This is a genomic window from Streptomyces sp. NPDC048269, from assembly GCF_040652395.1.
Classification (GTDB): Bacteria; Actinomycetota; Actinomycetes; order Streptomycetales; family Streptomycetaceae; genus Streptomyces.
Map to the genome: position 1 here is coordinate 88,610 of NZ_JBEZLW010000011.1, position 18,820 is coordinate 107,429.

18 protein-coding genes are annotated in these 18,820 nt (G+C 74.1%); 11 read left to right on the forward strand and 7 right to left on the reverse strand.

All coding sequences use genetic code 11. The features are described 5' to 3' along the window. Positions 1-169 precede the first annotated feature (169 nt). The 3 genes from AB0D48_RS15265 to AB0D48_RS15275 are packed head-to-tail and all read left to right on the forward strand — an operon-like array spanning position 170 to position 2,235. Positions 170-661 carry a DUF2771 domain-containing protein gene (locus AB0D48_RS15265; protein ID WP_362395690.1) on the forward strand — a complete coding sequence of 164 codons (492 nt, stop codon included), beginning with the start codon at positions 170-172 and terminating at the stop codon, positions 659-661. 13 nt (positions 662-674) lie between these two features. Then, the gene (locus tag AB0D48_RS15270; RefSeq protein WP_362395693.1) at positions 675-1,397 is read left to right on the forward strand and encodes a futalosine hydrolase; all 723 of its coding nucleotides are present in this window, start codon (positions 675-677) and stop codon (positions 1,395-1,397) included. After that, positions 1,387-2,235 carry a 1,4-dihydroxy-6-naphthoate synthase gene (locus AB0D48_RS15275; RefSeq protein WP_362395696.1) on the forward strand — a complete coding sequence of 283 codons (849 nt, stop codon included), beginning with the start codon at positions 1,387-1,389 and terminating at the stop codon, positions 2,233-2,235. The genes AB0D48_RS15270 and AB0D48_RS15275 overlap by 11 nt, the downstream gene beginning before the upstream one ends. Positions 2,236-2,327: 92 nt before the next feature. On the opposite strand, the gene AB0D48_RS15280 is transcribed toward AB0D48_RS15275, so the two are convergent. Continuing rightward, positions 2,328-2,711, reverse strand: coding sequence for a cold-shock protein (locus AB0D48_RS15280; protein WP_308312115.1), 384 nt, complete (start codon positions 2,709-2,711; stop codon positions 2,328-2,330). A gap of 187 nt (positions 2,712-2,898) precedes the next feature. Between AB0D48_RS15280 and AB0D48_RS15285 the strand changes: the two genes are divergently transcribed. Beyond that, positions 2,899-3,150, forward strand: coding sequence for a hypothetical protein (locus AB0D48_RS15285; protein ID WP_362395699.1), 252 nt, complete (start codon positions 2,899-2,901; stop codon positions 3,148-3,150). 93 nt (positions 3,151-3,243) lie between these two features. On the opposite strand, the gene AB0D48_RS15290 is transcribed toward AB0D48_RS15285, so the two are convergent. Beyond that, positions 3,244-3,879: an HAD family hydrolase gene (locus AB0D48_RS15290; protein WP_362395702.1), complete on the reverse strand. Its 636-nt coding sequence runs from the start codon at positions 3,877-3,879 to the stop codon at positions 3,244-3,246. A 339-nt stretch (positions 3,880-4,218) separates the two neighbouring features. Next, complete coding sequence (locus AB0D48_RS15295) at positions 4,219-5,211, reverse strand: hypothetical protein (protein ID WP_362395705.1); 993 nt, start codon at positions 5,209-5,211, stop codon at positions 4,219-4,221. 86 nt (positions 5,212-5,297) lie between these two features. Here AB0D48_RS15295 and AB0D48_RS15300 point away from each other — a divergent pair, with 86 nt between their 5' ends. From AB0D48_RS15300 to AB0D48_RS15310, 3 genes are all read left to right on the forward strand, one after another. Next, on the forward strand, positions 5,298-7,790 hold the full coding sequence (locus AB0D48_RS15300) for a helicase C-terminal domain-containing protein (protein ID WP_362395708.1): 2,493 nt from the start codon (positions 5,298-5,300) through the stop codon (positions 7,788-7,790). Between the two features lie 43 nt (positions 7,791-7,833). After that, the gene (locus AB0D48_RS15305; protein WP_362395711.1) at positions 7,834-8,529 is read left to right on the forward strand and encodes a DUF4291 domain-containing protein; all 696 of its coding nucleotides are present in this window, start codon (positions 7,834-7,836) and stop codon (positions 8,527-8,529) included. Positions 8,530-8,930: 401 nt separating this feature from the next. Further along, entirely contained in the window at positions 8,931-10,574 is a 1,644-nt protein-coding gene (locus tag AB0D48_RS15310) for a DNA repair helicase XPB (RefSeq protein ID WP_362395713.1), read from the forward strand. Between the two features lie 511 nt (positions 10,575-11,085). On the opposite strand, the gene AB0D48_RS15315 is transcribed toward AB0D48_RS15310, so the two are convergent. Continuing rightward, positions 11,086-11,271: a hypothetical protein gene (locus tag AB0D48_RS15315; RefSeq protein WP_362395716.1), complete on the reverse strand. Its 186-nt coding sequence runs from the start codon at positions 11,269-11,271 to the stop codon at positions 11,086-11,088. 399 nt (positions 11,272-11,670) lie between these two features. Between AB0D48_RS15315 and AB0D48_RS15320 the strand changes: the two genes are divergently transcribed. Continuing rightward, a complete protein-coding gene (locus tag AB0D48_RS15320; protein ID WP_362396050.1) occupies positions 11,671-13,644 on the forward strand; it encodes an AAA family ATPase in 1,974 nt (657 codons plus the stop codon). Between the two features lie 563 nt (positions 13,645-14,207). On the opposite strand, the gene AB0D48_RS15325 is transcribed toward AB0D48_RS15320, so the two are convergent. Then, positions 14,208-14,894: a copper homeostasis protein CutC gene (locus tag AB0D48_RS15325; RefSeq protein WP_362395719.1), complete on the reverse strand. Its 687-nt coding sequence runs from the start codon at positions 14,892-14,894 to the stop codon at positions 14,208-14,210. Between the two features lie 110 nt (positions 14,895-15,004). On the opposite strand from AB0D48_RS15325, the gene AB0D48_RS15330 reads away from it, so the two are divergent. Beyond that, a complete protein-coding gene (locus AB0D48_RS15330; RefSeq protein WP_362395722.1) occupies positions 15,005-15,667 on the forward strand; it encodes a hypothetical protein in 663 nt (220 codons plus the stop codon). 86 nt (positions 15,668-15,753) lie between these two features. Continuing rightward, positions 15,754-17,040, forward strand: coding sequence for a Cmx/CmrA family chloramphenicol efflux MFS transporter (locus AB0D48_RS15335; RefSeq protein WP_362396053.1), 1,287 nt, complete (start codon positions 15,754-15,756; stop codon positions 17,038-17,040). Between the two features lie 10 nt (positions 17,041-17,050). Here AB0D48_RS15335 and AB0D48_RS15340 read toward each other — a convergent pair whose 3' ends face one another. Together AB0D48_RS15340 and AB0D48_RS15345 are read right to left on the reverse strand one after the other, a co-directional pair. After that, entirely contained in the window at positions 17,051-17,320 is a 270-nt protein-coding gene (locus tag AB0D48_RS15340; RefSeq protein ID WP_362395725.1) for a DUF4031 domain-containing protein, read from the reverse strand. Beyond that, positions 17,317-17,688, reverse strand: coding sequence for a hypothetical protein (locus AB0D48_RS15345; RefSeq protein ID WP_362395728.1), 372 nt, complete (start codon positions 17,686-17,688; stop codon positions 17,317-17,319). The genes AB0D48_RS15340 and AB0D48_RS15345 overlap by 4 nt, the downstream gene beginning before the upstream one ends. Before the next feature lie 217 nt (positions 17,689-17,905). On the opposite strand from AB0D48_RS15345, the gene AB0D48_RS15350 reads away from it, so the two are divergent. Next, positions 17,906-18,793, forward strand: coding sequence for an SIS domain-containing protein (locus tag AB0D48_RS15350; protein ID WP_362395731.1), 888 nt, complete (start codon positions 17,906-17,908; stop codon positions 18,791-18,793). Positions 18,794-18,820 lie beyond the last annotated feature (27 nt).

The following is an 18,820-nucleotide window of genomic DNA, read 5'->3' on the forward strand; positions in this document are numbered from 1 at the left end:
GCCCCGCCGGCGTTCCGGGCGCCGGGGGCCTCCGCACGGAGTGGGGGAGGGTCCGGAGGGCCAGGGGCACAGGTCCCGGGAACGGCGCCGCACCCGGCAACCCGCGCCACAGCAGGTCAGTGGTACCCCATGCTGCGGCGCAGCCCAAGGGCCCGATAGCCTTCGGCTCATGACCGCACCGCTTTTCTCGGGTAGGGCCCGCCGCAGCGTCGCGGCCCTCGGAGCCGTTTCCGCCGGCCTCCTCCTCCTCTCCGCATGCGGCGACAAGCCGACGTCACTGGCCACCGTGACGGTCGGCACCTCGTCGGTGTCCGCCGAAGCCGCCTGCCACGAAGGCAAGGAGTCGCTCACGATGGAGCGGCTCCAGGAGTGCCTCACCGAGGCGAAGAACTCCAAGACCCTCGAGTACGGGCGGGGTGACACCCTGCGTCTCGGGGTCGACCCCGAGGTCGTCGAGCACGGCAAGAAGTGGCAGGCCTTCCTGGACGGCCAGCAGATCACCGAGCCGTCCGAGAACACCTACCGCAGCTTCCCGGGCGCCGACGTCTTCGCCACCGGCGGCCAGGGCGAGGCCCCCGCGTCGAAGAAGCTGGCGTTCGTCCAGCTCGGCGAGGACGGCAAGCCGATCTCCGTCTGGACCTTCGACCTCAAGCTCAAGTAACCGGACGACACCGGTGCGCGCGCTCGTCGTGACCGCGGTGGCGGCGGAGGCAGACTCCGTCGCCACCGGCCTGACCCCTCATCCGGACTCCCCCGGTCCCGAGTCGCGCGAGCTGTCCGGTGGTTACCGCATCACCCGGCGGGACCTCCCGGGAGCCGCCTTCGACGTCCTCGTCGCGGGCGTCGGTCCGGCGGCGGCCGCTGCCGGCACGGCGACCGCCCTGGCCCTCGCCGACTACACCCTCGTCGTCTCCGCCGGCATCGGCGGCGGGTTCCAGCCCGCCGCCCCGCCCGGCTCCCTCGTGGTCGCGGACGCGATCGTCGCCGCCGACCTGGGCGCCGAGACCCCCGACGGCTTCGTGGACGTACGGGCGCTCGGCTTCGGACACAGCGTCCACCTGCCGCCGTCCGAGCTCGCCGCCCGAGCCGCCGAGGCGACCGGGGCGCTGCTCGCGCCCGTGCTGACCGTCTCCACCGTCACCGGGACCGCCGCCCGGGCCGCCGAACTCGCCGCCCGGCACCCGATGGCGGGGGCCGAGGCCATGGAGGGCTTCGGGGTCGCGGAGGCGGCCGCCGCGCACGGGTTGCCCGTACTGGAGATCCGCGCCGTGTCCAACGCCGTGGGCCCGCGTGACCGTGCCGCCTGGCGTATCGGGGACGCCTTCGCCGCCCTCGCCGACGGCTTCCGCACGCTGGGGCCCGTACTCGCGAACTGGGGAGAACGCCATGAGCGGTAACGCCGTGAAGATCGCCTACTCGCCCTGCCCGAACGACACCTTCGTCTTCGACGCCTGGGCGCACGGCCGCGTCCCGGGCGCGCCGGCCCTCGACGTCACCTTCGCCGACATCGACATCACCAACGGCATGGCCGAGCGGGGCGAGCTGGACGTTTTGAAGGTGTCGTACGCCGTGCTGCCGTGGGTGCTGGAGGAGTACGCGCTGCTGCCCTGCGGCGGCGCCCTGGGACGCGGCTGCGGCCCGCTGGTCCTGACCCGTGAGCCGGGTGTGGACCTCGCCGGAAAGACGGTGGCGGTGCCGAGCGAACGCTCCACCGCGTACCTGCTGTTCCGGCTGTGGGCGGCGGACGTGCTCCCGGACGGGGTCGGCAAAGTGGTCGTGCTGCCGTTCAACGAGATCATGCCGGCGGTGCGCGACGGCCGGGTGGACGCCGGACTGGTCATCCACGAGGCCCGGTTCACCTATCAGGACTACGGGCTGCACCGCCTGGCCGACATGGGCGAGCACTGGGAGTCCACGACGGGCCTGCCGATCCCGCTCGGTGCGATCATCGCCAAGCGTTCGCTGGGCGAGCACCGGCTGCGCGCGCTCGCCGAGTCCGCCCGTACGTCGGTCCGGATGGCCTGGGACGACCCCGAGGTGTCCCGCCCGTACGTACGCGCCCACGCGCAGGAGCTGGACCCGGCCGTCGCAGACCAGCACATCGGGCTCTACGTCAACGAGTTCACCGCCGACCTCGGCGACGACGGTTACGCGGCCGTGCGCGGGCTGCTGACCCGGGCGGCGGCCGAGGGGCTGGTACCGGCCATTTCGCCCGGCGCGCTGGCCTTCCCGTAGACCTCGGACGCCCTCGGACGGCTGCGGAAACCCTGCAGAACGACGGTGCCCCGCCACTCTCGCGAGTGGCGGGGCACCTTCGTTCGTACCGGTCAGACGTCGAGCTGGTCGGCGACCGCGCGCAGCAGGCCGGCGATCTTCGCGCCGTGCACCTTGTCGGGGTAGCGGCCCCGCTCCAGCATGGGAGTGATGTTCTCCAGCAGGGTCGTGAGGTCCTGCACGATCGAGGCGAGCTCGTCGGGCTTGCGGCGCTGCGCCGCCGCGACGGACGGCGTCGGGTCCAGTACCGTCACCGAAAGTGCCTGGTCACCGCGTTGTCCGGCGACAACGCCGAACTCGACCCGCTGGCCGGGCTTGAGGGAGTCGACCCCGGCAGGGAGCACCGACGAGTGGACGAAGACGTCGCCGCCGTCGTCGCGGGAGAGAAAGCCGAAGCCCTTCTCGCTGTTGAACCATTTGACCTTGCCGGTAGGCACGTCCGTCCTCTGTCCTTGTGCTCGTCGGGGTCCGGAACGCCGTGGAACGGCTCCGGATAACAGCGCAGCGGGTCATGGATGACCCGCCACCTCAAGGCTAATGGCCGCGGGCCGGGTGACAAGACGTTCCCCGGTCCTTCGCGGGCGGCCGCTTCGGCCGCTCCGGCCTGGGAACTACCCTGGCCGGGTGACTGTTACTCCTCATTCCGACGAAGCGCGGCCCGGCGACGCACTGGTGAAGACCGGCGGCATCGTGTTCATCGCGGGCGCAGTGGCCACGCTCGTGACGATGGCCCCGCTGTTCCTCGACATCGACCCGTTCCCGTCGTACGCGTGGGCGGTGTGCATGCTGATGGGCGTCGGCTTCGCCATCTCCGCGGCGGGCGTGCTCCGCTCGGCCGCGGCGCAGCGCAAGGCCGCCCGGGCCTCGCAGGCGTGACCCGGGCGGGCTCGCAGACCCGCGCGCTCGCAAACGTGACCGGGGGGCGACGTGCTCGCCAGGCCGTGTCGTCGAAGTCCCGTCCGGCCGGCGCTACTTTGACGGCACTCCCTGGGCCGGCTGCGCGGCGACGTACTGCGCGAGCCACTGCGGCAGCGCGGTGAGGTCCGCGAGCACCACGTCCGCGCCCGCCGCGCGCAGTTCCGGCTCGGGGCACGGGCCGGTCGGCACGACCACGGACAGCGCTCCGGCCTTTCGCGCCCCGCGTACGTCGCCCACGTGGTCGCCGACGTAGACCTGCGCCCCGTACTCGCGCAGCGCCCCGGCCTTGGCCTCCGCCCAGAGCCAGCCGATGACCGCGTCGGGCTCGATGCCCAGGTGCTTCAGGTGCAGGCGGGCGTTGGGCTCGTGCTTGGCCGTGACGACGATCGCGCGGCCGCCGAGCGCCTGGACGGCCTCGACGGCCTCGCGCGCGCCCGGCATCGCCGGGGTCGGCTCGATGGCGTATGTGGGATAGATCTCGCGGTAGCGGTCCGCCACGGCCGGGATCTCGGCCTCCGGGAACCAGTACGCGAGCTCCTCGTCCAGCGGCGGCCCGAGCCGCGTGACCGCCGCGTCGGCGTCGATGAACGTACCCGTCTCGGCCGAGAGTGCCTGGTAGGCGGCCTTGATCCCCGGGCGCGAATCGATGAGGGTCATGTCGAGGTCGAAGCCGACGGTGAAGTCCATACCCGCCATTGTGCCGAGGCGACCGACAGCAGGCCGACGCCGGGCTTACAACGGGGGAAACGGCCGGGGCGCCGTTGTCACGGGCTCCGCCCACCCTCCCCGCGCCTCTCGGACGACGAGTCGGACACCTCGGCGCCCGTCACCAGGGAGCAACTGCTGGACGTCGCCAAGGCGCCCGGCTTCCTCGACCTGGTCAAGGCCGCCGACCGCCAGCCGGTGCAGGAGAAGCAGACGGTCGCCCCCCTCGGCTGAGACCGCCGGCTGAGACCACGGCCGGCTGAGACCGCGGGCCGGCCGGAGACCGCCGGGTGAGACCGGCGAACGGGGCGGCGGGCCCGTCTAGCGGCGGCGGGCCCGCCACACCAGGTACAGGACGGACGCCAGCGCCGCGCCCCGCAACAGCCACGGCCACATGCCGTGCAGCACCCCGCTCACCTGGTCCTCGGCCAGGGTCTCCCCCCACTTGCCGTTCAGCCGGCCCCACAGCCACACCATCGCCCCCGCCAGGACCACACCGGGCGGGCCGAACACGGCCCACTTGCGCTCGGCGGGCCGCAGCACGCGCGAGGCGTACGGCAGCAGCCAGCCGACGACGAGCAGCAGCCAGTAGCCGGTGACCACGCCGACGACGAGCACCGCCGCGGCCAGCATCAGGAAGGCGTTCGGCCGGGGCCGGGCGGCGGCGGCCGCCGGGGCCTCCGGCTCGGCCTCCGCCGCCGCTTCCTTCTTCGCGCGCCGCCGCTCGCGCAGGAACCGTACGAGGCTCCGCCCCCGCCCCTCCGGCGGGCCGGGTGGCGGGGTCTGCGGCTCCTCGTCCTCCTCCGGGGCGTCCTTGAACACTTCCGGGAACTCGATCCCGCCCGCGAAGCCGTCGACCTGCGGGCCCGCGCCGTACGCGGCAGGCCCGAGGCGCCACCAGTCGGGCTCCGCCCCGCCGGAGGGGCCGAGTTCGTCGAGGCCGGCCAGGTGCGGCGGCACGTTCCGCGGCTCCGCCTCCGGGCGCGGCGGCGGCACCCGCTTGCGGCCCAGCCGGCCGGGAACCCGCTGGGTGGGCACCGCCGGGACCGGATCCGCAGCCGCACCGGAGGATCCCGGCCGCGTGCCGAGGGTGTCCAGGGTGTCCAGCACCTCCTCCGGCGTGCCGATCCGGTCCAGGATGGCCCGTACGGCGGCCGGCGTCTCCGGGTCGTACTTGGCGCGCCGACGGTCGATCTCGTCCCGCAGCCCCGAGACCAGCCGCATCCGGTCGCCGGAGGACAACTGCCGCCGCTGCGCCAAGTCCCCGACGCGGCTCAGATATTCGTAGACCAACTGGTCGCTTTCGATGCCCACGCCCCGGCTCCTCCCCTACCGCCTGACCCGAAGGTAGCGCGTGCGCCCGTGGAGCTGTCGCGGACGCAGCGGATACCGTTGACCGGATGGGGACCGGCCGACTGACCGGCCGACGCGACCAGGAGGCGACTGTGCCCGAGGCAAGCACTGCGGGGGGATCCGGCGGAAGCGGCGCCCCGCGCTCCCTCGCCGAGGCGCTGCGCGCCCGCGACGACTCCGCGCTCGCCGCGCTGCTGCACGCCCGCCCGGACCTGCTCAGCCCGGTGCCCGGCGACCTGACCCAGCTGGCCACCCGCGCCGGCACCCGGGCCTCGGTGGTGCGCGCGCTGGAGCGCCTGGACCGGTTCGCGCTGCAGACCGCCGAGGCGCTGGCGGTGGCCCCGGACCCGTGCCCGTACCCGGTGCTGGAATCACTGCTGACCGGCGAGGAGGGCACCACCGGCGAGGACAACGGCGCGCGCGCCGCGCTCCCCCGGGCCCTGGCCACCCTGCGCGACCAGGCCCTGGTCTGGGGCGACGACGACCGGCTGCGCCTGGTGCGCACCGCCCGCGAACTGCTCGCCCCGTCAGCCCAGCGGCCCTCCCCGACCGGCCTCGGCCCCACCGTCGCCGAGGCCACGGCGGGGATGTCGCCGACCCGGATCCAGGAGATCGTGGCGGCCGTGGGGCTGCCCGCCACCCACGACCCGGTGTCCGCGGTGTCGGCGCTGACCGGGCTGTTCACCGACCCGCAACGGATGTCGGCGCTGCTGGACGAGGCCCCCGCGGAGGCCCACCAGGTGCTCGGGCGGCTCGTGTGGGGCCCGCCGTACGGGGAGGTCACCCCGAACCCGACCGCGCCGGTGCGCTGGCTGCGCGACCACGGCCTGCTGCTGCCCGCCTCCGCGCGGACCGTGGTCCTGCCCCGCGAAGTGGCGCTGCACCTGCGCGGCGGGCTGGCGCACCGGGACACCGCGCCGGTGGCTCCGCCCGTCCCCGCGCACCGCGAGCACCGTCCACAGCTTGTGGACGCGAACGCCGCCGGGCAGGCGCTGGGCGCGCTGTCCACCGTCGAGGAGCTGGTGAAGTCCTGGGAGTACGCCGGTCCGCTGGTGCTGCGCGCGGGCGGGCTCTCCGTACGGGACCTCAAGCGGGCCGCGGCCACCCTGGACACCACCGAGTCCGCTGCGGCGTTCTGGATCGAACTGGCCTACGCGGCGGGCCTGCTGGCCAGCGACGGGGAGGCGGACGAGCGGTACGCGCCCACCCCCGGCTTCGACGACTGGTGCGAACTGCCGCCGGCCGAGCGCTGGTCGGCGCTGGCCGCGGCCTGGCTGCCGGCCACCCGCACCGCCGGCCTGGCCGGCGAACAGGACGGCAAGGGCCGCACCCTCTCGGTCCTCGGCCCCGAACTCGACCGCTCCGCCGCCCCCGAGGTGCGCCGGCGCGTCCTGGAACTCCTCGCCGCCCTGCCCGAGGGCGCCTCCCCCGACCCGGAGACCCTGCTGGACCGGCTCGCATGGGAGCGTCCCGTACGCGGCACGAGCGACCTGCGGGCCCGCCTCGCGCACTGGACGGTGACCGAGGCGGAGGTCCTCGGCGTCACCGGCCGCGGCGCGCTCAGCTCCTTCGGCCGCGCCCTGCTGGAGCACAGCGACCCGGCGCCGCTGCTGGATCCCCTGCTGCCGGAGCCGGTGGACCACGTGCTGCTCCAGGCCGACCTGACCGCGGTGGCCCCCGGCCCGCTGCGCCGCCCGCTCGGCGACACCATGGCGCTGCTCGCCGATGTGGAGTCCAAGGGCGGGGCCACCGTGTACCGCTTCACGCCCGGGTCGGTACGGCGCGCCCTGGACGCCGGGCACGCCGCCGCCGACCTGCACGCCTTCCTCAAGGAACACAGCCGCACGCCGGTCCCGCAGCCGCTGGCCTACCTGATCGACGACGTCGCCCGGCGCCACGGGCACCTGCGGGTCGGCTCGGCGTCCTCGTACGTGCGTTGCGACGACGACGCGATGCTGGGCGAGATCCTGGCCGACAAGCGGTCGGCGGGGCTGGGGCTGCGCCGCCTCGCGCCGACGGTGCTGGCCGCGCTGGCCGAACCCACCGCCCTGCTGGAGGGGTTGCGGGCCATGGGGTACGCGCCCGCCGCGGAGTCCCGTACCGGCGACGTGCTGGTGACCCGGGCCAACGCCCACCGCACGCCGGTCCGCTCGGCGCCCGTACCGGTCCCGGACGGGCCGCCGGTGCCGGACGAGACACTGCTGGGGGCGGCCGTACGGGCGATCCGCGCGGGCGACCTGGCGGCGACGGCGGTGCGCAAGGAGCCGCCGGCCTCCGCGTCCGCCGTGGCCGTGCCCGGCGAACTGCCGCGCACGAGCGCGGCGGAGACCCTGGCGACGGTGCAGGCGGCCGCGCTGACCGGGTCGGCGGTGTGGATCGGGTACGTGAACGCGGACGGGGCGGCGAGCCAGCGGGTCATCGCCCCGGTACGGGTCGAGGGCGGCTTCGTCACCGGCTACGACCACACGGCGGACGAGGTGCGGACGTACGCGCTGCACCGGATCACGGGGGTCGCGGAGCTGGCGGAGGACCAGGTCTGAAAAGCGCTGGCTGGGCGGGTCCGGGCCCGGCACCCTGGTCAGCATGTCCTTCGCCATGCCCTCCGGCCCTCGTCCCGGCGACCCGCTCCACCGCGATCCACTCCACCGCGACCCATCGCCCGCCGGCCCCCTGGCTTCCGGCCCGCCGTCCTCCGCCGTACCGAACCGCCAGATCCGCGCCGCCCACACCGACACCACGATCACGGTCTACCAGGCGTACTCCCCGTCCCTCGGCGTGCCGGCGGCCCGTGACGGCCGCTTCCCGCCCGCCTGGAAGCGGGAGCGGATGACATGGATCAAGCCGTCGTTCCTGTGGATGATGTACCGCTGCGGCTGGGCCACCAAGCCCGACCAGGAGACGGTGCTGGCCATCGAGATCACCCGGTCCGGTTTCGACGACGCGCTCCGCGGGGCCTGCCTGTCCCACTACGAGCCCGGTGTCCACGCGGACCGCGACGCCTGGCGGCGGTCGCTGCGCGCGACGTCGGCCCGCGTCCAGTGGGACCCGGAGCGCGACCCGCACCTGAACCCGCTGCCGTACCGCTCGCTCCAGCTGGGCCTCTCGGGCCCCGCCTCGCGGGCCTACGCCGACGACTGGACGGTCGCCGTCCGGGACGTCACCCCGCTGGCCCGGGAGATCCACGGCCTGCTCCGCGCGGGTGAGGAGACCGCGGCGCGCGCCCTGCTGCCCGGGGAAACCCCGTACGCCGCGGGCCCGTTGCCCCACCTGGGCGCGTAGTCGATCCGCCCGGCGTCGAAGGGCCGGGCCTCGCGCAGCCGGCGGCTCACGGCCTCGTACAGCGGGCTGTCGAGGTCGGTCGCCCGGTCGGCGCCCACCCAGGAACTGGCGACGCCCCGCCGGCGGGGGAGTTCCCGTACCTGACGGAGGCCGCCCGTGGCGCCCGGACCCTCACCCAGGACCGGGAGTTCCACGGCGGCCTGTGCCTCCAGTCCCGGAGCGTGACGTCACCGCCCACGGGCTCGATGCGAAGATCAGACATACCCCCAGCGAACCCACCGCCCACCTCCCCGTCAACCGTCCTCGTGCGCAGAAACCCCCGGCCCGCCCGGCGATGCGGCAGACTGGAGGTTTGGCCGCCCGCGCCCGGGCGGACCACTTCATGCCGGAAAGGGAGACGCGTGAACGGGCCTCTCATCGTCCAGAGCGACAAAACACTCCTTCTCGAGGTCGACCACGAACTCGCCGGAGCCGCGCGGCGTGCCATCGCTCCGTTCGCCGAGCTGGAGCGGGCTCCCGAGCACATCCACACCTACCGGATCACCCCCCTCGGCCTGTGGAACGCCCGGGCCGCCGGGCACGACGCCGAGCAGGTCGTCGACGCGCTCGTCGAGTACTCGCGCTACCCCGTCCCGCACGCGCTGCTCGTCGACGTCGCCGAGACGATGGCCCGCTACGGCCGCCTCACCCTCTCCAAGCACCCCGTGCACGGACTGGTCCTGACCAGCACCGACCGGCCGGTGCTGGAGGAGATCCTGCGGTCCAAGAAGATCGCCCCGCTCGTCGGGGCACGGCTCGACCCCGACACCGTGGTCGTGCACCCCTCCGAGCGCGGGCAGATCAAGCAGACGCTGCTCAAGCTGGGCTGGCCGGCCGAGGACCTCGCCGGATACGTCGACGGCGAGGCGCACCAGATCGACCTGGCCGAGGACGGCTGGGCGCTGCGCCCGTACCAGCAGCAGGCCGTCGAGGGGTTCTGGCACGGCGGTTCCGGTGTGGTCGTGCTGCCGTGCGGCGCCGGCAAGACGCTGGTCGGCGCCGGGGCGATGGCGAAGGCGAAGGCGACGACGCTGATCCTGGTCACGAACACCGTCTCCGCCCGCCAGTGGAAGCACGAGCTGGTCAAGCGGACCTCGCTGACGGAGGACGAGATCGGTGAGTACAGCGGTACGAGGAAGGAGATCCGGCCGGTCACGATCGCCACGTACCAGGTCCTCACGACCAAGCGGAAGGGCATCTACCCGCACCTGGAGCTCTTCGACTCCCGTGACTGGGGCCTGATCGTCTACGACGAGGTGCACCTGCTGCCCGCGCCGGTCTTCAAGTTCACCGCGGACCTCCAGGCGCGTCGGCGCCTCGGCCTGACGGCCACCCTCGTACGGGAGGACGGCCGCGAGTCGGACGTCTTCTCGCTCATCGGGCCGAAGCGGTTCGACGCGCCGTGGAAGGAGATCGAGGCGCAGGGCTACATCGCGCCGGCCGACTGCGTCGAGGTCCGGGTCAACCTGACGGAGTCGGAGCGCCTCGCGTACGCGACCGCGGAGACCGAGGAGAAGTACCGGTTCTGCGCGACGACGGCGACGAAGCGGAAGGTCACCGAGGCGCTGGTCGCCAAGCACCAGGGCGAGCAGACGCTCGTCATCGGGCAGTACATCGACCAGCTCGACGAGCTCGGCGAGCACCTGGACGCGCCCGTCATCAAGGGCGAGACCTCCAACGCGCAGCGCGAGAAGCTCTTCAACGCCTTCCGCGAGGGCGAGATCAGCGTGCTGGTCGTGTCGAAGGTCGCGAACTTCTCCATCGACCTGCCCGAGGCGACGGTCGCCATCCAGGTGTCGGGTACGTTCGGCTCGCGCCAGGAGGAGGCCCAGCGCCTGGGCCGCGTGCTGCGGCCGAAGGCGGACGGTCACGAGGCGCGGTTCTACTCGGTGGTCGCGCGCGACACCATCGACCAGGACTTCGCGGCGCACCGCCAGCGCTTCCTGGCCGAACAGGGCTACGCCTACCGGATCATGGACGCCGACGAGCTCCTGGCCGCCGACTAGCCTCCGGCGGGGGGCGGGTCCCGGTCTCCGGCCGTGCAGGCGCGGCTCCAGCCGGCAGGCGCGGCTCCGGCCGGACGGGCGCGCCCCCCAGCCTGCCGGGGCACGGCCCTGGACCAGCTCGGGCGGGGAGGGTGCGCGGATTGAGCCTGCCGCGCCGCTGCCGGGGCTCCGCCCCGTGCCCCGCGCCTCAAACGCCGGCGAGGCTGAAATTGCCCTGCGGGCAATCCAGCCCGCAGGCGCGGAGCCCCATTCCACATCCGCCAGGCAGGCGGCATCAGCCAAATCCACTCCCGCCGGCGCTTGAGGCGCGGGGTGCGGGGCGGAGCCCCGGTCTTACAGCCCCGCCGACGCTTGAGGCGCGGGGTGCGGGCGGAGCCCCGGTCTTTCAGCCCCGCCGGCGATTGAGGCGCGGGGTGCGGGCGGAGCCCCGGCAGGCGGCGGCCCGCACGGGTCAGGCCGAGGCCGACGGCAGGGCGGCGACGCGCGCGTCGCCCTGGCGGCCTGCCCGGGGTCAGCGGCGGACCACGCCCGCCTCCTCGGCGTACTCGCCCAGCACGACCACGCTGACGGCGGTCGCCGCGAAGACCTTCGCGGCGCGCAGCATGCCGCCGAAGCCCAGCCGCGGGTGGGAGTCGGAGGTGGCGGTGGCGCCCGCAGGTCGGCCGCCCTGGATCGGGGTGAAGGTTGCGGTGCTCATGTGTCCATGGTGCGATTTCGCGCCGGCCGGCACATCGCCCTGCGGGCGGAACCCCGGGGCGTCCCGCCTCCTCCTCCCGGCCCATGCCACCCCCTAGTGGCTCTGCCCGAGGGATGACTGACTCCCCGCCGCGCCACCCGTACAGGTGCCCCGCGGGAAGGGACTTCGGTCCCGTAATCCATTAGCGCAGGTTCGGCCCGGTGGTTAGAATCTCCGCTCTTGCCGCCTCCCGCCGCCTCATCGGGGAGAGCCGCCCGCCGCTCGGTAACCGGCGGGCCATCTGTTCCGTACTCAGCAGCTGGAGGCAGTCCCGTGCCCGCGCACGCCCCCGAATCCGACATCGCCCCGCTCGCGCGCGAACGGGCCCACCTCACCGCCTCCCGCGCCGCGCTCCGCGCGATGCGCGAGGACGTCGAGGCCCTCGACATCCGCGACGTCACCGCGAACTGGGTCAACGCGATCGTCCTCCAGGCCCAGATCGAGGACCGGATCAAGGCCCTCGCCGACCTCGCCCACACCCCCCTCTTCTTCGGCCGCCTGAACTACCTCCACGCCCCGGGCGCGGAGCTCGCCGAGGGCGCGGAGGGCGAGCAGTTCTACATCGGCCGCCGCCACGTGCACGACGCCGACGGCGACCCTATGGTCATCGACTGGCGCGCGCCCGTCTCCCAGCCGTTCTACCGCGCCTCCAAGACCGACCCGCAGGACATCGCGCTGCGCCGCCGCTTCGGTTACACGGGCGGCGAGCTGACGGCGTACGAGGACGAGCACCTCTCCGACCCCGCCGAGGCGGCCGCGGTCAGCAAGCTGCTCCAGCAGGAGATCGAGCGCCCCCGAGTCGGCCCCATGCGGGACATCGTGGCGACGATCCAGCCCGAGCAGGACGAGATCGTCCGATCCGGCCTGTCCGGCTCCGTCTGCGTGCAGGGCGGCCCCGGCACCGGGAAGACGGCGGTCGGCCTGCACCGGGTGGCGTACCTGCTGTACGCGCACCGCGAGCGCCTCGCCCGTACGGGCACCCTGGTCATCGGGCCGAACCGTTCCTTCCTCCAGTACATCGAGCAGGTCCTGCCCGCCCTGGGCGAGCTGGAGGTCAAGCAGGCCACCGTCGACGACCTGGTGGCGCGCGAAGGCCTGGAGGTACGCGGCACGGACGCGGCCGAAACCGCCGTCGTCAAGGGCGATGCCCGGATGGCGCAGGTGCTGCGCCGCGCCCTGGCCTCGCACGTCGCGCAGCCCACCGAGGCGCTGATGGTGGTCCGCGGTTCGCGCCGCTGGCGGGTGCCGTCGTACGAGCTCGCGGAGATGGTGGAGGAGCTGCAGAACCGCGACATCCGCTACGGCGCGGCGCGCGACGCGCTGCCGCAGCGGATCGCGCACGCGGTTCTCGTACGGATGGAGCAGGCGGGCGAGGCGCCGGACGACCGCGTGCAGGACGCGGTGGCCCGCAACCCCGCGGTGAAGGCGGCGGTGAAGGAGGTCTGGCCGCCGGTCGAACCGGCGAAGCTGGTGCTCCGCCTGCTGTCCGACCCGGATTTCCTGGCGCTGCACGCGCAGGACGTCCTGACGGCGGACGAGCAGAAGCTCCTCCTGTGGCCGAAGCCCTTCCGGAGCGTGAAGTCGGCGAAGTGGTCGGCGGCGGACCTGGTGCTGATCGACGAGGCGGCCGACCTCGTCGAGCGCACGCACTCGCTCGGGCACGTGGTGCTCGACGAGGCGCAGGACCTGTCGCCGATGCAGTACCGGGCGGTGGGGCGGCGGTGCACCACGGGGTCGGCGACGGTGCTGGGCGACCTCGCGCAGGGCACCACGCCGTGGGCCACACGCAGCTGGGACGAGGCGCTGACGCACCTCGGGAAGCCGCAGGCGGTGCTGGAGGAGCTGACGGCGGGGTTCCGCGTGCCGCGCGAGGTGATCGCGTACGCCTCCCGTCTGCTGCCGTCGATCTCCCCGGGGCTGGCTCCGGTCTCGTCGGTCCGCGAGACGCCGGGCTCGCTGGTCGTCACGCAGACGGCGGAGCTGACGGAGTCGGTGATCGCGGCGTGCCGCGACTCCCTCGCCCACGAAGGTTCGATCGGCCTGATCGCGGCCGACGCCCGTGTCCCGGTGCTGGCCGAGGCCCTGGCGGAGGCGGGGCTGGCGTACCTGTCGCCGGGCGAGGAGACGACGGCGGAGGCGCGGCTGACGCTGGTGCCGGCGTCGTTGGCGAAGGGTCTGGAGTACGACTACGTCGTCCTGGACGAGCCCGCGGCGATCGTGGACGGCGAGCCGGACGAACGCACGGGCCTGCGCCGCCTGTACGTCTGCCTGACCCGCGCCGTCTCAGGCCTGACGGCCCTCCACTCGGCCCCGCTCCCGGCCGCCCTGTCCTGACCTGCGGCCGGGCCTCCTGCGGCCCGCCGTGCCGCCACCGCCGCCGGACCCCAAAGATCCGGGGCTCCGCCCCGGACCCCCCTCCTCGCCTCGTCCACCACCGGCGGGGCTCAAAGATCCGGGGCTCCGCCCCGGACCCCGCTCCTCAAACGCCGGAGGGGCTGGATCTGGCCACTGCCGTCCGCCCGGTCGGTCGGATGCCCGCAGGGCATTCCAGCCCCGCGGGCACAAAACCCCTCCGGCACAACCCAGCCCCGCCACCCCCACCACCAGCCCCAGCCCCAGCCCCACCGACGATCAAGGCGCACCCACCCAGCCGCGCCAGCGATTGAGACGCACCACCCAGCCCCGCCGGCGTTTGAGGCGCGGGGTGCGGGGCGGAGCCCCGGATCTTTGAGCCGCGCCGACGGTTGAGGCGCACCCCCAGCCCCGCCGGCGATTGAGGCGCGGGGTCTGGGGCGGAGCCCCGGTCCTTGAGGCGCGCCGGCGATGAGGCACGGGGCACAGGGCACAAGGCGCACAGCCACGACGCAGCCCGGCAGGCCGGCGCGCCAAGCCCCCGCTCAGGCCAGCGCGGCTCGCCAGTCGGCAACGGCGGCGGCCGAGACCGGACGGGCCCAGCCGTCCGGCCGGGCCGCGCCGCCGATGTGGAAGGCATCGATGCCCGCCCCGCGCAGCACCGGCAGGTGCGAGAGGGTCAGGCCGCCGCCGACCAGGATCCGCGCCTCGTACCCCGGCTCACCCCGCCGCGCCGCCTCCGCGAGCAGCACCGGCAGGCCCTCGTCGACCCCGGTCGCAGACCCCGCCGTCAGGTACGCGTCCAGGCCGGGCAGGTCGGCCAGCGCCTTGCGCAGCCCGTCCCGGTCCGCGGCCCGGTCGATCGCCCGGTGAAACGTCCAGCGGCAGCCGTCCAGCTCCGCCACCACCTCCTCGACCGCCGCGAGGTCCGGGCTCCCGTCCGGGTTCAAGAAGCCCAGTACGAACTCCCGCGCCCCCTCCGCCCGCAGCTCCCGCGCCGCCCGGACCAGCCTGGGGACGTCACCCGAGGCGAAGCCGTCCGACATCCGGAGCATCACGCGCAGCGGGATGTCGACGGCCGCTCTGATCGCCGCGAAGGTCTCGCGCGGCGGGGTGAGCCCGTCGGCGGCCATGTCGGTGACCAGCTCCAGTCGGTCCGCCCCACCGGCCTGGGCCGCGACCGCGTCCTCCGCGTCGAGGGCGATCACCTCCAGGAGCGCACGGTTGCTCATTCGATGCCGTCCTTCGTTCCGGTACGGAAAATAGGTCTAGTCCAATATTAAGAGTACGGGCCTCCGCCCTCGCTCCACCAGCACGATCACGCCACCCCCACAATGTGCCCATGGACACAGGGACCCCGCCCAACGACACCACTTCCGACGCCACCGCTCTGCGTGCCCGCTGGCTCGCGACCCTCATCGCCGCCGGAGCGAGCGGCGACCCCACCCCCTACGCCGACCGCCTCCTCGCCGCCTGGGCGGAGCCGCAGCGCCGCTACCACACCACCGCGCACCTGGCCGACGTACTGGCACGGATAGACGTACTGGCGCCGTACGCCGCCGACCCCGCCGCCGTCGAGCTCGCCGCCTGGTTCCACGACGCCGTCTACCGCCCCGACCGCTCCGAGAACGAGGAGCGCAGCGCCGCCATGGCCGAGCGGGCCCTGCCCGAGCTCGGCGTCGACCCCGCCCGCACCGCCGAGGTGGCCCGGCTGGTCCGGCTGACCGTCACCCACGACCCCGCCCCCGGCGACACCGACGGCGAGGTGCTCTGCGACGCGGACCTGGCCGTCCTGGCCGGCGCGCCCGAGGCGTACGCCGCCTACGCCGCCGCCGTGCGCGCCGAGTACGGCTTCGTCCCGGACGACGCCTTCCGCGCCGGCCGCGCGGCCGTCCTGCGCCAGCTGCTCGGCCTGCCGCGGCTCTTCCGTACGCCGTACGGCACCGCGCACTGGGAGGTCCCGGCCCGCGCCAACCTCGCCGCTGAGCTCGCCGAGCTCACGTAGCGCACGCGGCTCACGCGGCTCCGGGAATTCGATCCCGTTCGCCGTGGTTGGTGAGAGTCATGCCCGCAGCCGCCGCACGCCCCCGCATGCCCGTCGCCGTCTACGTCCTCGGCCTGTCCGTCTTCGCGCTCGGCACCAGCGAGTTCATGCTCTCCGGGCTCCTGCCACCGATCGCCGAGGACATGGGCGTCACCATCCCGCAGGCGGGCCTGCTCATATCCGCCTTCGCGATCGGCATGGTCGTCGGGGCACCCCTGCTGGCCGTGGCCACCCTGCGCCTGCCGCGCCGCACCACCCTCATCTCCCTCATCAGTCTCTTCGGCCTCGGGCAGGTCGCGGGCGCGCTGGCACCCTCGTACGAGCTCCTCTTCGCCTCCCGCGTGGTCTCCGCCCTCGCCTGCGCGGGCTTCTGGGCCGTCGGCGCGGCCGTGGCCATCGCCATGGTCGACAAGGACCAGCGGGCCCGCGCGATGGCCGTCATGATCGGCGGCCTGTCCATCGCCAACGTCCTCGGCGTACCGGCGGGCGCCTTCCTCGGCGAGCACTTGGGCTGGCGCTCCGCGTTCTGGTCGGTCGGCGCGGCCTCCGCCATCGCCCTCGTCGGCATCCTGGCGCTGATCCCGAAGATCCCGCTGCCCGCCGAGAAGCCCTCGCTCGGGCGCGAGCTGCGCATCTACCGCGACCGCCAGGTCTGGCTCTCCATCGGCATCACGGCCCTGGGCGCCGGAGGCGTCTTCTGCGCCTTCAGCTACCTGTCACCGCTGCTCACCGACGTCGCGGGGCTGGACTCCGGCTGGGTCCCGTGGATCCTCGGCCTCTTCGGCGTGGGCGCGCTGGTGGGCACGACCGTCGGCGGCCGGGTCGCCGACGCGCACCTCTTCGGCGTGATGATCTGGGGCATCACCGCCTCGACCGTCTTCCTGACGGCGCTCGCGCTCCTCGCGTCCGTGCAGGTCGCGGCCATCGCGCTGTCGTTCCTGCTCGGCGTCTCGGCCTTCTTCACCGCCCCGGCGCTCAACGCCCGCATGTTCAACGTGGCCGGCGCCGCCCCGACCCTGGCCGGAGCCACCACCACGGCCGCCTTCAATCTCGGCAACACCGGCGGCCCCTGGCTCGGCGGCACCGTCATCGACGCGGACCTCGGCTTCGCCGCCACCGCGTGGGCCGGCGCCGCGATGACGGTCACCGCCATTGCCCTCGCCGTGATCGCCCTCCGCCTGGACCGCCGTACGCGGCCGGCCACCACCCGCGTGATCGCGTCCTCGGCCGACGCGGTCCGGGTCGAGCCGGTCCCGCCCGTCACGCGGGGCACGACGGTTACGCGGGGTGCGTCGGTCACGTCGGTCACGTCGGAGGAAGCCGCCCGGGCGTGACGCCCCCGGGCTACGCCTGCGTCCGGCCCTTCGGGCGGCGCAGGCCGGCCGCGGTGAGGCGGCGGACCAGTTCCTTGCTGCCGATCTCCACCGCACCGGCCCGGACCGCGTCCGCGTACCGGTACGAGGGCACGTCGTAGTGGTCCCGCTCGAAGGCCCGCGGCGGGCAGCCGATGGCCGCCGCGAACGCGTGCAGTTCGTCGTACGAGACGTCGCTGACCAGGTGCGACCACATACGGCCGTGGCCCGGCCAGGTCGGCGGGTCGATGTAGACGGTCACCGGTGGAGGACCGGGCCGAGGCCGCCCACCGCCGCCACTTTCACGCCCGCCTCCGAACACACCCAGTGCGGGTCGGGTCCCAGTTCCGGCTCCACGTCCAGCGCGTGCGGATCACCGTGCGCGCAGACGGGACACAACGGCCAGCGCCCGTACTTCTCCAGCAACGCGTCCTGCACGTCCTGGGCGACGAGTCCGGCCAGGTAGTCGACCCCCTCCGGCCACTGCTCCACCCACCAACGGCGGTGCGTGACCGAGTCTTCGACGAGGGAAACGACATCGGCATCGGCGACCTCGCCGGCGGCGAGGTCGGCGAGAACAAGTGCACGTGCGACGTGCAGCGCCTGTTCCAGGGGGGTCGCGTGGTCCATGGGCTCATTGTGACCCCGTGCGGGCGAAGTGGCGTAGGTCCTTTTTCCAGGGGCCTCATGGCGCCTTGACGCCCACCCCCTCCGAAAATAACTTTCAAATGTGAGCAAAAAGGCGAAAGAAACTTTCAACCCGGTCGGAACGGATGGAAGTGAAGGGACCGCGACGACCGAGAGGTCCGAGAGGTCCGAAAGGCCCCAGGGGGGCGAGAGGACCGACGTGAAGCCCGGGACCCCGCCGGCCCCCGCCCTCCAGGCCCGTGTGCGCAGCCTCGCCCCCTCCATGACCCGGTCGGTGCTGGCCGTCGCCGAAGCCGTCGCCGCCGACCCCGCCGGATGCGCCCGGCTCACCGTCTCCGCCCTCGCCGAGCGCACCGGCACCAGCGAGGCCACCGTCGTCCGCACCGCCCGTCTCCTCGGCTACCCCGGCTACCGCGACCTGCGACTCGCGCTGGCCGCCCTCGCCGCCCGGCAGGAGTCCGGGTCCGCCCCCGCCGTCACCGTCGACATAGCCGTCGACGACTCCCTCGCCGACGTCGTCGCCAAACTGGCCCACGAGGAGGCGCAGACCCTCGCCGACACCGCCGCGGGGCTGGACCTGACCCAGCTGGCCGCCGCCGTCGCCGCCCTCGCGGCCGCCCGTCGCATCGACATCTACGGCGTCGGCGCCTCCGCCCTCGTCGGCCAGGACCTCGCCCACAAGCTGCTGCGCATCGGCCTGATCGCGCACGCCCACAGCGACCCCCACCTCGCCGTCACCAACGCCGTCCAGCTGCGCCCCGGCGACGTGGCCGTAGCCGTCACCCACTCCGGCTCGACGGGCGACGTCATCGAGCCGCTGCGGGTCGCCTTCGAGCACGGCGCCACCACCATCGCCCTCACCGCCCGCCCGCACGCCCCCGTCACCCACCACGCCGACGTCGTACTGGCCACCTCCGCCGCCCGCGAGACCCAGCTGCGCCCGGCCGCCATGTCCAGCCGGACCAGCCAGCTCCTCGTCGTGGACTGCCTGTTCGTCGCCGTCGCGCAGCAGACGTACGAGAAGGCCGCGCCCGCCCTCGCCGCCTCGTACGAGGCACTCGCCCACCGCCACCGGACCTCTCGCTGAACCTCCGCTGAACCGCTCGCCGAACCG